Origin of the sequence: Saccharothrix xinjiangensis, from assembly GCF_039527585.1 — a bacterium.
GTDB lineage: Bacteria > Actinomycetota > Actinomycetes > Mycobacteriales > Pseudonocardiaceae > Actinosynnema > Actinosynnema xinjiangensis.
On the sequence record NZ_BAAAKE010000006.1, the window covers coordinates 118918 to 134700 of the forward strand.

General features: G+C 74.7%; 9 protein-coding genes. 4 read left to right on the top strand and 5 right to left on the bottom strand.

Annotated elements, in window-relative coordinates; all coding sequences use genetic code 11:
- Positions 1–65 precede the first annotated feature (65 nt).
- The 3 genes from ABD223_RS15975 to ABD223_RS15985 form a co-directional block, all read right to left on the bottom strand.
- Positions 66–1337 carry a M1 family metallopeptidase gene (locus ABD223_RS15975; RefSeq protein WP_344037012.1) on the bottom strand — a complete coding sequence of 424 codons (1272 nt, stop codon included), beginning with the start codon at positions 1335–1337 and terminating at the stop codon, positions 66–68.
- Complete coding sequence (locus tag ABD223_RS15980) at positions 1334–5113, bottom strand: Pls/PosA family non-ribosomal peptide synthetase (RefSeq protein ID WP_344037013.1); 3780 nt, start codon at positions 5111–5113, stop codon at positions 1334–1336. The genes ABD223_RS15975 and ABD223_RS15980 overlap by 4 nt, the downstream gene beginning before the upstream one ends.
- A 330-nt stretch (positions 5114–5443) precedes the next feature.
- Positions 5444–6493, bottom strand: coding sequence for an LLM class flavin-dependent oxidoreductase (locus tag ABD223_RS15985; RefSeq protein ID WP_344037272.1), 1050 nt, complete (start codon positions 6491–6493; stop codon positions 5444–5446).
- A gap of 70 nt (positions 6494–6563) precedes the next feature.
- On the opposite strand from ABD223_RS15985, the gene ABD223_RS15990 reads away from it, so the two are divergent.
- Together ABD223_RS15990 and ABD223_RS15995 are read left to right on the top strand one after the other, a co-directional pair.
- Positions 6564–7025 carry a MarR family winged helix-turn-helix transcriptional regulator gene (locus ABD223_RS15990; protein WP_344037014.1) on the top strand — a complete coding sequence of 154 codons (462 nt, stop codon included), beginning with the start codon at positions 6564–6566 and terminating at the stop codon, positions 7023–7025.
- A 346-nt stretch (positions 7026–7371) separates the two neighbouring features.
- Positions 7372–8616, top strand: coding sequence for a cytochrome P450 (locus ABD223_RS15995; protein ID WP_344037015.1), 1245 nt, complete (start codon positions 7372–7374; stop codon positions 8614–8616).
- A 55-nt stretch (positions 8617–8671) separates the two neighbouring features.
- Here the strand turns inward: ABD223_RS15995 and ABD223_RS16000 are convergent, their stop codons facing one another.
- A complete protein-coding gene (locus ABD223_RS16000) occupies positions 8672–10975 on the bottom strand; it encodes an ATP-binding protein (protein ID WP_344037016.1) in 2304 nt (767 codons plus the stop codon).
- 182 nt (positions 10976–11157) lie between these two features.
- On the opposite strand from ABD223_RS16000, the gene ABD223_RS16005 reads away from it, so the two are divergent.
- Positions 11158–14160, top strand: coding sequence for a carbohydrate binding domain-containing protein (locus ABD223_RS16005; protein ID WP_344037018.1), 3003 nt, complete (start codon positions 11158–11160; stop codon positions 14158–14160).
- 144 nt (positions 14161–14304) lie between these two features.
- Here the strand turns inward: ABD223_RS16005 and ABD223_RS16010 are convergent, their stop codons facing one another.
- Entirely contained in the window at positions 14305–15258 is a 954-nt protein-coding gene (locus ABD223_RS16010; RefSeq protein WP_344037020.1) for an NADP-dependent oxidoreductase, read from the bottom strand.
- Positions 15259–15341: 83 nt separating this feature from the next.
- Here ABD223_RS16010 and ABD223_RS16015 point away from each other — a divergent pair, with 83 nt between their 5' ends.
- On the top strand, positions 15342–15749 hold the full coding sequence (locus ABD223_RS16015; RefSeq protein ID WP_344037022.1) for a helix-turn-helix domain-containing protein: 408 nt from the start codon (positions 15342–15344) through the stop codon (positions 15747–15749).
- The last annotated feature ends 34 nt before the right edge of the window (positions 15750–15783 follow it).

Here is a 15783-nt window from a genome sequence, read left to right on the forward strand (position 1 = left end):
TATACCGAAGAGGTACATCCGGTGTCCGCCATTCGTCGAGGAAGCCCGACCACCAGAACCCCCGCTCACAGCGCGGGTAACGCGAAGCCCTCCAGCCACGACCGGAAGAACACCTCCAGCGGCAGGGCCGTGTGCCGTTGCGCCACCGCCGCGAAATCGGCCGTCGTCGCGGTGCGGTGCCGGAAGGTGCCCGTCCAGTCCCGCACGGCCGCGAAGAAGTCCTGGTCGCCCAACCGCTCGCGCAACGCATGCAGCGTCACCGCGCCTCGCCGGTACACCCGGTCGTCGAACATGTTCGCCACGCCCGGATCGCCCAGTCGCAGGTCCCGGGGCAGTCGTGCCAGCCCGGCGTGGGCCCGGGACGCGAGCACCGCGGCGCTCGGGCCGCCGGACCGCTCCGACCACAGCCACTCGGCGTAGCAGGCGAAGCCCTCGTTGAGCCAGATGTCGCGCCAGTCGGCCAGGCCCACGCTGTTGCCGAACCACTGGTGCGCCAGCTCGTGCGCGACCAGCCGCTCGAACCCGCGCCGCCCGTCCACGTGGTTGGCGCCGAACACCGACAGGCCCTGCGCCTCGACCGGCACCTCCAACTCGTCGTCGGTCACCACGACCTGGTACCGGCGGAACGGGTAGGGGCCGAACAGCTCCTCGAAGACCTCCACCATCAACGGCTGCCGGGCGAAGTCGTGGCGGGCCGCGCGCAGCAGCCGGGCCGGCGCGTGCACGTCCTGGTCGTCGGCGAGCGCGATCCGCTCGTACACCCCGATTTGCACCGACGCCAGGTAGGTCGCCATCGGCTCGGCCTGCTCGTAGACCCACGTGGTGGTGCTGCCGCCGGCCCGCCCGTCGACCAGCACGCCGTTGGCCAGCACGGTGTAGTGCGACGGCGCGGTCACCGCGATCCGGTAGGCCGCCTTGTCCCGCACCAGGTCGTTGCACGGGAACCAGGACGACGCGCCGATCGGCTGGCTCGCCACCAGCGCCCCGTCGGCGAGGTGGTCCCAGCCCAGCTCGCCCCAGTGGCGCGTGCGGACCGGCCGCGCGGTGCCCGCGTAGCGGACCTCGGCGGTGAACGGGCCCTCCACCGGTCGCTGCGGGCGGATCCGCAGCTTGCCGCCGCCGTGGGTGAACCGGGCGGGCCTGCCGTCCACCAGCACCCGGCTCACCGCCAGCGGGCCGAAGTCCAGCACCAGTCGGCTCGTCCGGGTCGCCGCGACGGCGGACAGCACGGCGCGCCCGGCCAACCGGCCGGTGTGCGGCCGGTAGTCCAGGTCCAGGTCGTAGTGCTCGACGCGGTAGCCGTCGTCGCCGTGGTCCGGCAGGTACGGTCCGGTCATCGCCAGGCGGAGATCGGGTTGCCCAGCCACCGCGTGCCCGCCGGCACGTGCTCGCCGCGCATGACCAGCGACGCCGGGCCCACGGCGGTGTGCGCGCCGAGCCGCGCGCCGGGCAGCACGATGCCGTGCGGGCCCAGCGTCGCGCCGGCGGCCAGCTCGACCCGGTCCATGCGCAGGATCCGGTCGTGGAACAGGTGGGTCTGCACGACGCACCCGCGGTTGACCGTCGCGCCGTCGCCCAGGCCCACCAGGTCGGCCTCGGGGAACCAGTGCGACTCGACCCACGTGCCGCGGCCGACGCGGGCGCCCAGCGACCGCAGCCACAGCCCCATCACCGGCGACCCGCCCGCCGAACCGACCAGCCACGGCACCGCCAGCACCTCGACGAAGGTGTCCGCCAGCTCGTTGCGCCACACGAACCCGCTCCACAGCGGGTACTCGCGCGCCCGGAACCGGCCGACCAGCAGCCACTTCGCCACCGCCGCCACCGCGCACGCCGCCACGCCCGCGGCCAGCACCACCGGTCCGGCCAGCAGCGGGCCCAGCTCGCGCAACGCGAACAGCACGCCGATCACCAGCGCCACGTGGCACATCACCGGCACGACCCGGCACAGCTCCACCAGCGCCCGCGCCACCACCAGCCGCCGCGGCGGGTCGAAGGTGCGGCTCTGGTCGCCCTCCTCGGCCGCGCGCGGCAGCTTCATCGGCGGCATCCCCAGGTAGGAGCTGCCCGCCTTGGCCTTGCGCGGCGTGGCCGACAGCACGCCGACCAGGCCCCGGTTCGGCACCGCGCGGCCGGGCGCGGTCATGCCCGAGTTGCCCAGGAACGCCCGCTTGCCGACCCGCGCGGCGGCGATGCGCAGCCGCCCGCCGCCCAGCTCGTAGGAGGCCACCATGGTGTCGTCGGCGAGGAACGCGCCGTCACCGATGGTGGTCATCTTCGGCAGGGCCAGCACGGTCGAGGCCTCGACCCGGCGGCCGACCCTCATGCCCAGCGCGCGCAGCCACACGGGCGTGAACAGGCTCGCGTACAGCGGGAACAGCGCGACGCGGGCCATGTTCATCAACCGCTCGGTGGTCCACGCCTGCCACGCCACCCGGCTGTGCACCGGGTGCGAGCCCGCGCGCAACCCGAGGCCGAGCAGCCGCACCGACACCAGCACCAGCAGCGCGTACGCGCCGAGCCACACCACCGCGGCGAGCGGCGCGGCGAGCAGCGCCGAGCCGAGCGTCAGCGGTTCGCGCACGACCAGCAGCACCGCGGGCGCGGCCGCCACCGCGGGCAGCAGCCCCAGCGCGGACGTGGTCGCGCCGTAGGCGAACTTCCACCAGCGCGACCGCGGCGGGCGCGGGCCGGGCCGGGCCGCCTTGCCGTCGCGCGTGGCCGGCACGCCCGACCACCGCTGACCGGTGGGCACCGAACCGGTGACACCCGATCCGGGCGCGACCTCGGCCCGCTTGCCGACCCGGGCGCCGGGGAACAGGGTGCTGCGCGCCCCGACCACCGCGCCCGCGCCGACCCGGATGCGGCCGACGTGCAGCCGGTCGCCGTCCAGCCAGTGCCCGGACAGGTCGACCTCGGGTTCGATCGCGCTGCCGCGGCCGAGCTTGAGCAGCCCGGTGACCGGCGGCATCGAGTGCAGGTCGACGTCCGGGCCGACCTTCGCGCCCAGCGCGCGGGCGTAGTGGGTGATCCACGACCCGGCGAGGTCGGCCGCGCCGCTGAACGCGGCCAGCCGCTCGGCGGTCCACAGCCTCAGGTGCACGTGCCCGCCGCGCGGGTAGGTGCCCGGTCGCACGCCGCGCAGCAGCAGGCGCGCCCCGCCGGCGGCGATGGCGATCTTGCCGAGCGGGCTGACGAACAGCAGCCAGCCCCCCGCGATCCACCACCAGGACACCGGCGCGGTCAGGCCGAGCACGGTGCCCAACGCGGCCAGCAGCACCGACCACCGCGCGCCGACCAGGCTCGTCAGCGGCACGAGCAGCAGCAGCTGGAGCACGCCGGTCCACCGCGGCGTCGGCGCGACCTCGCGGGTGGCGGCCCGGTGCCCGGACAGCTCGTCGAGCCGCGCGGCCAGCGCCCGCAGCGTCGGGTGCTGGTAGATGTCGGAGACGGAGCCGCCGGGGTGGCGGGTGCGGATCAGCGAGACCAGCTGGGCCGCCCCGAGGCTGCTGCCGCCGCGGGCGAAGAAGTCGGCGTCGGGGTCGGTCACCCGGGAGCCGAGCACCTCGGCCCACTGCTCGGCCAGCCACGCCTGCGTGCCGACCAGGCCGGTGGGCGTGGTGTCGTCCGCGCCGGGCAGCGGCCAGGGCAGGGCGGCGCGGTCGACCTTGCCGGAGGTGCGGGTGGGCAGCGTGTCCACCGTGGCGAGCAGCGGCACGAGCGCCGCGGGCAGCGCCGAGCGCAGCCGGGCCGACGCCTCGTCCTGGTCGAAGTCGGAGCCGGCGACCACGTAGCCGACGAGGACCTGGTTGCCGCCCCTGGTGGTGCGCACGGCCGCGGCCGCGCCGGCGACACCGGGCAGCGCCTGGAGCGCCGCGTCCACCTCGCCCAGCTCGATCCGCCGCCCGCCCAGCTTGACCTGCTCGTCGGCGCGCCCGAGGAACAGCAGCCCCTCGGGCTCCGCGCGCACCAGGTCGCCGCTGCGGTAGGCGCGCGACCACCCGAGCGCGGGCAGCGGCGCGAACTTCTCCGCGTCCTTGGCCGGGTCGAGGTAGCGGGCCAGGCCGACGCCGCCGATCACCAGCTCCCCGGAACCGCCCATCGGCACCGGCGCGCCGGCGGCGTCCACCACGGCCAGCTCCCAGCCGTCCAGCGGCAACCCGATCCGCACCGGGCCCTCGCCGGTCAGGCGCGCGGCGCACGCCACCACGGTGGCCTCGGTGGGGCCGTAGGTGTTCCACACCTCGCGGCCGTCCACGGCGAGCCGCTCGGCCAGCTCCGGCGGGCACGCCTCGCCGCCGAAGATCAGCAGCCGCACGTCGTCCAGCGCGTCCACCGGCCACAGCGCGGCCAGCGTCGGCACCGTGGACACCACGGTGATCTCGCGCTCCACCAGCCACGGACCGAGGTCGAACCCGGTGCGCACCAACGCGCGCGGCGCGGGCACCAGGCACGCGCCGTGGCGCCAGGCCAGCCACATCTCCTCGCAGGAGGCGTCGAACGCGACCGACAGGCCGGCCAGCACGCGGTCGTCCGGGCCGATCGGGTCCTCGGGCAGGAACAGCCGGGCCTCGGCGTCGACGAACGCGGCGGCCGAGCGGTGCGACACCGCGACGCCCTTGGGCTTGCCGGTCGAACCGGACGTGAAGATGATCCACGCGTCGTCGTCCGGGCCGGGCGCGCCGACCAGGCCCATCGGCGTGCCGCGCAGGACGAGCCGCTCGCCGAGCACGGCGCAGACGCCGGCTTCGGTGAACACGAGGTCGGCGCGCTCGTCCGGGTCGTCGGCGTCGACCGGCACGTACGCGGCGCCCGCCGCGAGCACGGCCAGCACCGCGACGTACAGGCCGGCGGTGCCGGACTGCGCCCGGACGCCGACGCGGTCGCCGACCCCGATGCCCGCCGCGGCGAGGTCGCGGCGCAGCGCGTCGACCTCGCCGAGCAGGTCCCGGTAGGTCAGCGAGGTGGCGCCGTCGTCCAGGGCGGGGGAGTGGGGGTGGTGGCGCGCGGTGTCGGCGAGCACGTCCAGCAGGGTGCGCGCGGGCGCGGCGGGACCGGCGCGGAACAGAGCCGGCACGTCGATCAGCGTGGTGGTGTCGTGGGCGGTGGTCACCGGGTGTCACCGGTGGGGCACGAACGCACTGAAATGGTCCTCCGGGGTGGGAACGGCTGCTCGCACACCCGGTGGGGACCGGTCGGGCAGCCTCGGCGATCGCGACCGCGGAACCGCCGAAGAGCAACTTTACCGGGGATTAACGCGATCGTCGCAGCGCCGCGATGCCGAGTGGGTGGTGTCACACCCGGTCACGACGCCGCGGCCGGCCGAAAACGCGCCCGCAGGTCCGCGCCGCGCGGCGTCAGGACCACCCCGTCGGCGAACGCCGCGCCGCCGGAGCGGACCGCGAGCAGAAGCGGCTCGGGGCGCGGCGGCCACCGACGGGCGTCACGACCCGTCCCGGCGCGAGGGCGCGCCCAGCTCCTTCTCCACCAGGGGCATCACCTCGGTGCCGAGCAGCTCGATCGCCTCCATCACCAGCCGGTGCGGCACGCCCGACCAGTCCATCTGCATGGCGTACCGGTCGGCGCCGACCAGGCGGCCCACGGAGACCAGCCGCTCGGCGACCTCCTCGGGGCTGCCCGCGAAGATCGACCGCGCACCGCGCGCCCAGTCGTCGTACTCGGCCCGGGAGGGCACCGACCAGCCGCGCGCCCGCGCGCCGTACTTCATCGTCTCCAGCCAGTACGGGTAGAACGCCTCCTTGGCGTCCTGCGACCGGCGGGCGATCAGGCCGATGGCGCTCATCGTCACCTCCAGCCCCTCCTGGCCGCCCGCCTCGCCCGCCCGCCGGTACAGGTCGACCAGCGGGGCGAAGCGCTCGGGTTCGCCGCCGATGACCGCGTAGACCACGGGCACGCCGAGCAGGCCCGCGCGGATCGAGGACTCGGGGTTGCCGCCGGTGCCCACCGAGATGCGCAGCCGCTCGCCGTAGGGGCGCGGGTAGACGTGCGCGTCCTCCAGCGGCGCGCGGAACCGTCCGGACCAGGTGATCGGGTCCTCGCGGTCCAGTCGCAGCAGCAGCGCCAGCTTCTCCTCGAACAGCTCGTCGTAGTCCTCCAGGCTCGCGCCGAACAGCGGGAACGACTCGGTGAACGAGCCGCGGCCCGCCAGCAGCTCGGCGCGGCCCCGGCTGAGCTGGTCGAGGGTGGTGAACTGCTGGTAGACCCGGACCGGGTCCTCGGTGCTGAGCACGGTGACCGCGCTGCTGAGCGTGATCCGCTCGGTCACGCTCGCCGCCGCGGCCAGCACCGTGCCGGGGTTGGAGATCGAGTAGGTGGGCAGGTGGTGCTCGCCCAGGCCGTAGAAGCCGAGCCCCAGCTCGTCGGCCAGCCTGATCCGCTCCAGCGACTGCCGGAGCGCGTCGGCGACGGGGACCTGCTCGCCGGTCACCGGGTCGGGGTGCCGGTCACCGAAGCTGTAGACGCCGAGCTGCATACCATTTGCGGACACGTCAACAAAGTAACGCGTGTTTGATGACGCGTCAACATCTTGCTAGTTTGGCCCCATGGGCGAACCGCGGTGGCTCGACGAGCGTGAGGCCGCGGTGTGGCGGGCGTACCTGGCCGTGCACCGCGAGCTGCACGGCGCGCTGGACCGGCAGCTCGAACGCGACTCGGGCCTGTCCAACGCCGACTACGCCCTGCTGGCGCCCCTGTCGGAAGCGCCGGGCGGCGTGCTGCGCTCGCGCGAGCTGGGCCGGCTGGTCGGCTGGGAGCGCAGCCGGCTGTCCCACCAGGTCGCGCGCATGGAGAAGCGCGGGCTGGTCGTCCGCGAGGAGTGCGCCGAGGACGCCCGCGGCTCGATGGTGCGGCTGACGGCCGAGGGGCGGGCGGCGATCGAGAGCGCCGCGCCGGGGCACGTGGCCACCGTGCGGCGGTACCTGTTCGACGCGCTGTCCGCCGAGGAGGCCGACCTGCTGGGTCGGGTGCTGCACCGCGTGCTCGACCGGATAGCCGCCGACGGCTGACCGGCCCTGACCTGCGCGCCCCCCGCGCGCTCGGGCCGGCCGGCCGCCGACGGGAGAAGGGGCCGCGCTTGGTGCGACCCCTCCCCCGGGAACCGGACGGCGGCCCACCCTTCCGCCTGTCCGGTGGGTGTTCGGCTGTCGGGGTGCCGAACGCGTCCAGCTTCGCGCACGGGCGTCCACGCGCACATCAGCAACCATCCGTATCCACTTCCGTACCCACACCCCCATCGCGGTGTACGTCGACATCCGTACGTGCCCGCCGCGAATACGGATGTCGGTGGATGCGCGTGCGACCGCTCCCCGACCAAGGTGGACGCTGAACGGGAAGCTCGCGTGAGGAGAAGATGTGCAGCTGACGGCGGAGTTCGCCCCTGATCGGCAGGCCCTGGTAGGCGGCTCGCTGCGCGGCTGGCAGCACCACGCGCACGAGGACGCCCTGGCCGAACGGGGGCCGGCGCACCCGGCCGAACTGCCCAACGGCCTGGAGGTGCTGGTCACCACCATGGGCCTGGAGGCCACGCGCACGCTGCTCAACGACAACCGGCTGTCCAAGGACGCCACCGGGCTGCGCGCGGCCATGCAGCACCAGTTGGCCGACAAGGGCCGCCCGACCGACCTGTCGCGGATCATCGGCCCGTCGATGCTCAACACCGACCCGCCGCACCACCGCAAGCTGCGCGCCCTGGTGTCGCAGGCCTTCACGCCGCGCCGCGTCGAGGCGCTGCGCCCGGTGGTGGAGCGCACCGCCGCCGACATGGTCGCCGCGATGCCCGGCGAGGCCGACCTGATCGAGCGGCTGGCGTTCCCGCTGCCGCTGGCGGTGATCTGCGACCTGCTGGGCGTGCCGCCGGAGGACCGCGGGCAGCTCAACCGCTGGACCGCGGACATGATGACCGAGCGGCCCGAACTGGTCGTGCCCGCCTCCGACGCCATGTTCGGCTACCTGGCGGGACTGATCGAGTACAAGCGCGAGCGCCCCGACGACGCCCTGCTCAGCGCCCTGCTCCAGGCGAGCGCCGACGGCGAGCGGCTCAGCCCCGAGGAGCTGCTCACCACCGCGATCCTGCTGGTGGTGGCGGGTCACGAGACCACCACGGGCCTGATCGGCAACTCCATCACCGCGCTGCTGGCCCTGCCCGGCGCCTGGGAGGCGCTGACCACCCCGGAGGCGGTGGCCGCCGCGGTGGAGGAGGCGGCCCGCTGGGACCCGCCGGTCCGGGTCACCCCGCACTACCGCGTGGCCGCCGACATCGACCTGCCGGGCGCGGTGCTGCCGGAGGGCGCGATCATCATGATCGGCCTGGGCACCGCCGGGCGCGACCCGGGCGTCCACGGGCCCACCGCCGCCCGCTTCGACCCCCACCGCGTGGCCACCGGCGGCAACGCCGCCCTCGGGCACGCCGCGTTCGGCCACGGCCTGCACTACTGCCTGGGCCACCACCTGGCCCGCATCGAGGCCCGCGCCGCGCTGACCGCCCTGCGCGAGCGCTTCCCGAACGCCCGCCTGGCCGGCGACGCCGCGGAGTTCACCCGCGACGACAAGGTCGTGCCGAACACCTTCTCCTCCGTGCCCGTGATCCTGGAGCCCTGACGCCGATGTCCGTTCGACTGGGGGAACGCGCTCGGCCCGGCACCGCCACGCAGTGTCACTCCGCGAGGTTGGCCAGCAGGGTGATCAACTGGTGCCGGTTGGCGATGTCCAACTTGCGGTAGATGCGGGTCAGGTGGGTGTGCACGGTGGCGGGCGAGATGACCAGGCGGTCGGCCACCTCCGGGTTGGACAAACCGCCGCCCACCAACCTGGCCACGTTCCACTCCGCCTGGGTCAGCCCCGCCGGGCGGCTGTCGCGCGGCCCGGCGGGCTCCGGCGCGTCCAGGACCGCGGCCAGCGCCTGCTCCACCGACTCGGCCGGGTTGGCGTAGGCGCGCTCGAACGCGGCGTCGCCCAGCGCCGACCTGGCCCGCGCCGCGGCGCGGTCGCTGAACCGGGCGAAGGGGACCAGCCCGTCCACCCGCACGCCCGTGACCCGGTGCAGGCCGTGCGCCAGGCCGAGCATCCGGGCGGCGGCGGCCGCGTCGCCGGCCTCGGCGTGCGCCCAGCCCAGCGCCTCGATCGTCCACAGCGGGCCCCACTTGTCGCGGATCGCCCGCTGCACGCGCAGGCCCTCCCGCAGCACGTCCAGCGCGCGGGCGGGGGAGCCCCACCGGGTCTGCACCACGCTGCGGCACCAGTGCGCCCAGCTCAGGCCCCACAGCGCGCCCAGCCGCTCGCACTCGGCGAAGAACTCCTCCGCGGCGGGCTCGGCCTGCTCCCGCGAACCCAGCAGCACCAGCGACACGGTGTGCAGGATGTGCGCCAGGTGGTGGTCCACCGCGAAGTGCGGGCCCATCGCGCCGAACCCCTCGTGCGCCTGCCGCAGCAGCTCCACGCCCTCGATCTCGCCCAGCGCGAGCACCGCGTAGGCGCCGCGCACGAACGTCACCGGCGGCAGCGGGACCCCCACCTCCTCGGCGAGCCCGGTCAGCTCCTCGACGCGGCGCGCCACCTGCGCGCGGTCCACGCCCAGGCACAGCGCGATCCAGGCGTCCAGCGCCATCGCGCTCACCCGCAGCGGGTCCGCGGACGCGGGGGTCGCGGCCAGCGCGCGCCCGAGCCACAACCGCTCCTCCGGTAATCGACCGGCGTAGGTGTACCAGCGGGTGCGGGCCAGGTCGACGCTCATCTGGAGGCCCGCGTGCGCGGACGCCGGGTCGCCGATCAGGTCGGCCAGCACCACCCGGTGGTTGGCCATGTCCAGGTCGACCGCGGCCAGCAGCGCGGCCTCGTTGTGCCCGGCGAACCCGCCCGCCAGCCGCGTCGCCCCCTGCCGGAAGAACTCCTGGTGCCGGGCGCGCACGTCCGCCCGCTCGCCGGAGTCGCGCAGCCGGGCCGCGCCGTGCTGCCGCAGCGGTTCCAGGAGGTGGTGGCGGCTGCGGTCGGCGGAGGGCAGCGCGATCGACTTGTCCAGCAGCCCGGCCAGCGCGTCGGCGACCTCGTCGCGGTCCAGCTCGCCGCCCGAGCACACGGCCTCGGCCGCGGGCAGGCTGAACCCGCCCTCGAACACCGACAGCCGCGCCCACAGCAGCCTTTCGGCGGGCGTGCACTGGGCGTGGCTCCAGTCGATCATCGCGGCCATGGTCTGGTGGTGGGCCACCCTGGTGGTGTCGTTGGCGGTCAGCACGCGCATCACGTCGTCGAGCCGGTCGGCCAGCAGCGACACCGGCATGGACCGCATCCGCACCACGACCTGCTCGATCGCCAGCGGGATGCCCGCGGTCCGCCGCAGCACGCGCACCACGTCCGGCCAGTTCTCCGGCGTGACCCGCCACCCCGGCACGCCCGCCTCGGCGCGGTCGACCAGCAGCGCCACCGACTCGCAGGCCGACGACACCGGAGCGTCCTCGGCGGGCACCTCCAGCGGCGGCACCATGACCAGCACCTCGCCGGGCACCCGCAGCCGCGCCCGGCTGGTGGCCAGCACCCGCACCCCGGGCGCCGCGCCGAGCACCGCCCGCACCAGTTCGGCGACCGGCTCGACCAGGTGCTCGCAGTTGTCCAGCACCAGCAGCACCCGCCGTGACCGCAGGTAGTCCACCAGCGTGTCCAGCGGCGTGGTGGTCGCCTGGTCGGGCACGCCCACGGCGCTGAGCACGACCTGCGCCAGCAGTTCCGGGTCGCCGCCGCGCGCCGGCGCCAGCTCGACCACGCGCACGCCGTCGTCGTAGGCCCGCTGCACCTGCCCGGCCAGCTCCAGCGCCAGCCGCGTCTTGCCGCCGCCGCCCACCCCGGTGAGCGTGATCAGCGGTGAGACGCCGAGCTTGCGGCGCAGTTCGCCGAGGAGCTCCTTGCGCCCGACGAACGAACTCAGCGCCCGCGGCACACCACCGGTTGCCTGGCCCCGCTCGGTCATCGGGACACGGTACGACACCCGTCCGTGGTACCTGCGTGAGATCGACGAAACAGTGGGGTCTGCAAACAGTTGCAAAGATCGTCCGCGATAACCCCTAGTAGATCCATTTACAGTCAATCAGGCCAGGTCTAGCCTGCAAACAATTGCACTACCTTGCGCAAAGAAGCGTGACGGGAGCAGCGATGCGAGCAAGATCGCGATCACGACGACGCGCCGGGGCCCTCCTGGCCGCCCTGGGCCTGATCGGTTCGCTGTGGGCGGCGCCCGGCGGCACCGCCGCGCCGGCGCCGAAGCCGGCGGCCGCGGCGGCCGGCGAGGCCACGGTGTTCTACCGGCTGCCGTCCGGCTGGACGACCGCCTACCTCCACTACCAACCCCGCAACGGTCCGTGGACCGCGGCGCCCGGCGAGCGGATGGAACCGGCCGCCTGCGCGGGCTGGGTCCGCCGGACCGCCGCCCTGGGCGGCGCGAGCGGACTGGTGGCCGTGTTCACCAACGGCTCCGGCGCCTGGGACAACAACAACGGGCACGACTACGACCTCGACGCCGGGACGGTCAACGTCTCCTCGGGCGTCGTCCGGTCCGGCGACCCCTGTCCGGCGGACCCCGACCCCGAGCCCGAACCCGGCGCCGGCAACCACGCCGAGGTCTACTACTCCACCAAGTCCCGCGGCTGGACCACCACCAAGATCCACTACCAACCCCACGGCGGCTCCTGGACCACCGTGCCCGGCGTCGACATGACGCGGGCCTGCGCGGACTGGGCGCGGGCCTCGATCGACCTGGCCGCCGCCACCGGCCTCAGGGCCGCGTTCACCAACGGCTCCGGCCAGTGGGACAACAACGGCGGCCGCGACCACACCCTCGGCACCGGCCGCTCCACGGTCGTGGACGGCGTGGTCACCCCCAACGCCGCCGACCCCTGCGGTCCCCCTCCCGCGCAGGACACCACCGCGCCCACCGCGCCGACCGGCCTGCGCGCCACCGCCTCCGCCCTGACCGTCACCCTCACCTGGACCGCGGCCACCGACGACGTCGCGGTCGCCGGCTACGAGGTCACCCGGACCGGCGGCGCGCTGGGCGCCGTTGTCCGCAACACCGGCGCGGTGGGATTCGCCGACGGCCCGCTCACCGCCGACACCACCTACACCTACTCGCTGCGCGCCTACGACGCCGCGGGCAACAGGTCCGCCGCCACCGACCGCGTGTCGGTCACCACCGGCGACCAGCCGCCCGCGCCACCCGGCGGCACGCCCCTGGGCGGCGACCCGCGCGAGGACTCGATCTACTTCGTCATGACCGCCCGCTTCAACGACGGCGTCACCGCCAACAACCGCGGCGGCAGCCAGCACGTCCGCTCCGGCAACGCCGCCAACGGCGACCCCATGTTCCGCGGCGACTTCCAGGGCCTGGTCGACAAGCTCGACTACATCAAGGGCCTGGGCTTCTCCGCCGTCTGGATCACGCCGGTCGTGCTCAACCGCTCCGACTACGACTTCCACGGCTACCACGGCTGGGACTTCCACCGCGTCGACCCGCGCCTGGAATCGCCCGGCGCGACCTACCAGGACCTGATCGACGCCGCCCACGCCAAGGGCATCAAGATCTACCAGGACGTGGTCTACAACCACAGCTCCCGCTGGGGCGCCAAGGGCCTATTCCAGGCCAAGGTGTTCGGCGTCCGCGACGACCAGTGGAGCTGGTACTACGACCAGCCCGTGCAGGGCTTCGAGTACGACGGCCTGACCATCGACCCCACCACCGGCAAGTCCTACTACAACGGCGACCTGTGGTCCACGACCGCGCCCGCGGGCAACACCTGCCTCGACTGGGGCAAGCCGACGCGGCACACCAGCCCCGAGGGCTACCGGACCTACGGCTGCCAGTGGCCCAGCCCCACCTCCGGCATGTTCCCCGCCCAGCTCTACCACCGGTGCTGGATCGGCAACTGGGAGGGCGAGGACGCCCGCTCCTGCTGGCTGCACGAGGACCTGGCCGACTTCAACACCGAGAACCCGATCGTGCAGAAGTACCTGATCGACGCCTACAACCGGTTCATCGACATGGGCGTGGACGGTTTCCGCGTGGACACCGCCGTGCACGTGCCGCGGGTGACCTGGAACCGCCGGTTCCTGCCCGCGATCCAGCAGCGCGCGACGGCGAGGTTCGGCGACAAGGGGCGCGACTTCTTCGTCTTCGGCGAGGTCGCCGCGTTCGTCAACGACAAGTGGAACCGCGGCTCGGTCAACCACTCCGCCCAGTTCTTCACCTGGGAGGAGCGCCGCGACTACAGCGCCGACGACGCCACCGCCGCCCTGGAGCAGTACGACTGGGAGCAGGCCCAGGGCACCGGCAACCAGCCGACCAGCCGCAACGCCTTCCTCGACGGCAACGCCTACCACGCGCCCGACCACTCGAAGAACTCCGGCATGAACATCATCGACATGCGCGTGCACATGAACTTCGGCGACGCGCCCAACGCGTTCTGGAACGGCAAGGACTCCGACGACGCCACCAACGACGCCACCTACAACGTGGTCTACGTCGACTCCCACGACTACGGGCCGAACAAGTCGAGCGTGCGCTACGCGGGCGGCACGGACGCGTGGGCGGAGAACATGAGCCTGATGTGGACCTTCCGCGGCATCCCGACCCTGTACTACGGCTCGGAGGTCGAGTTCCAGGCGGGTGCGCGCATCGACTGCGGCCCCACCTGCCCGCTGGCCACCACCGGTCGCGCCTACTTCGGCGACCGCGTCGCGGGCAGCGTCACCGCCGCCGACTTCGGCGTGGTGTCCTCGGCGTCCGGGCCGGTCGCGGCCACCCTGGACCAGCCGCTGGTCAAGCACGTGCAGCGGCTCAACCAGATCCGCCGGGCCGTGCCCGCGCTCCAGAAGGGCCAGTACTCGACCGAGGGCGTCAACGGCGGCATGGCGTTCAAGCGCCGCTACACCGCGGGCGGGGTGGACAGCTTCGCCCTGGTCGCGGTGTCCGGGTCGGCGACGTTCACCGGCGTGCCCGACGGCACCTACCGCGACGCGGTCACCGGCGACGTGCGGGTCGTGTCGGGCGGCGCGCTGACCGCGTCGCCGGGCGGCAAGGGCAACCTGCGGGTCTACGTGCTGGACCTGCCGGGCAACCCGGCGCCGGGCAAGGTCGGCGCGGACGGCCCGTACCTGCGGTGAGGCCACCGGCGGGCGGGCGCGCCCCGAGGCCGCCGGTCCGCCGGTTCCCACACCGCCGCGCGCAGGAGCGGACGACCTCCGCAGCGGACCGGGCGCGGACCGTGCTCCTCGCCGGGGCACGGCCCGCCCGACCGGGCGAGGCGATCACGGGACGAGCACGAGCTTGCCGCCGGACCGGCGGGACCGGCTCAGCTCGGCCGCCTCCCGGACCCGGTCGAACGCGTAGGCGCCGGCGACCGTCACGGCCAGGACGCCTTCGGCGGCCAGCCGGGCGAACTCGCCCAGCCGGTCGTAGCGCAGCTCGATGCGGGTGCTCCGGGCGCCCAGGTCGGTCGCGGCGGCGAAGTCGGAGACGGTGAGGACGCGGTCGGGGTCCCCGGTCAGCCCGATCAGGGTCGGCAGCGCGCCGCCGGCCGGGCTGACCCGGTCGGCGCGGTCGACCCGGCCGCCGGTCGGGGCCGCGTCCAGGGCGCGGTCGACGCGGCCCCCCGCCAGCGCGGTGACGCGCTCGGCCACGCCGTCGCCGTAGCCGGTCGCCCTGACACCGACCTCCTCCAGCGCGGCGGCCCGCGCCGGCCCGGCGGTGGCGATCACCCGGACGCCCCGGTGCAGCGCGAGGCGCACCGCCGCCTCGCCCACGGTGGAGCCCGCGCCGTGGACGAGCAGCAGCTCGCCCGGCTGGACGCCGAGGTCGTCGAGCGCGTGCCACGCGGTCTCGGTCGCCACCGGCAGCGCGGCGGCCTGCTCGTCGGTGACGCCCGGGGGAGTGCGCGCCCAGGCCGCCATGAGCGCGTGCTCGGCGGCCCCGGCCGTCGGGCCGTCGAGGGTCGCCGGGCCGAACACGCGATCGCCGATCCCGACGCCGGTGACGCCCTCGCCGAGCGCGTCGACGACGCCCGCGACTTCGAGGCCGAGCCCGCGCGGCAGCGGCGGCAACCGGTCGGCGAGGAGGCCGTCGACCACCGCCCAGTCGGCCGGGTTGAGGCCGCACGCCCGCACGGCGATCCGGATCCGGCCGGGTCCCGGCTCCGGTTCCGGGACGTCGCGGAGCACGATCTCGTCCGGGGAGCCGAACCGGTCGAACTGAAGAGCCCTCATGACGATCCCCCGAGTGGTGACAGCACCTGTTGCCATCAAACCTGGCAGACGACGACAGCCCCTGCTGCCATGACCTCGTGGGCATGCCGAGATGGGAGTCCGACGCGCGGGGCCGGCTCGAACGCGCGGCGCTGGAGCTGTTCGAGGCGCAGGGGTTCGAGCCCACCGCGGTCGCGCAGATCGCGCGTGCCGCCGGCCTGACCGAGCGCTCCTTCTACCGCTGCTTCCCCGACGAGCGGGAAGTCCTCTTCGCCGGCGGCGAGCTCGAAGCCCACCTCGTCGCCCGGACCGAGGCGGCCGACCCGGGAGCTCGAACGCCGCGGCGTCGACCCCGGCGAGGCGCGCTTCGCCGTCGACGTGGCGATCGCGATCTCCCGGCGCGCCACGTCCCGCTGGCCGGCCGACCCGGGCCGACTTTCCCCGGGCTCGTCGCCCGGGCCGCCGCCGAGCTGCGCGAGGTGGTCGCGCCGCCGGCCCCGGCGGTCCGCTGACCCCGGCGCGGGAGCCCGGTCGGGCCGCCGACCG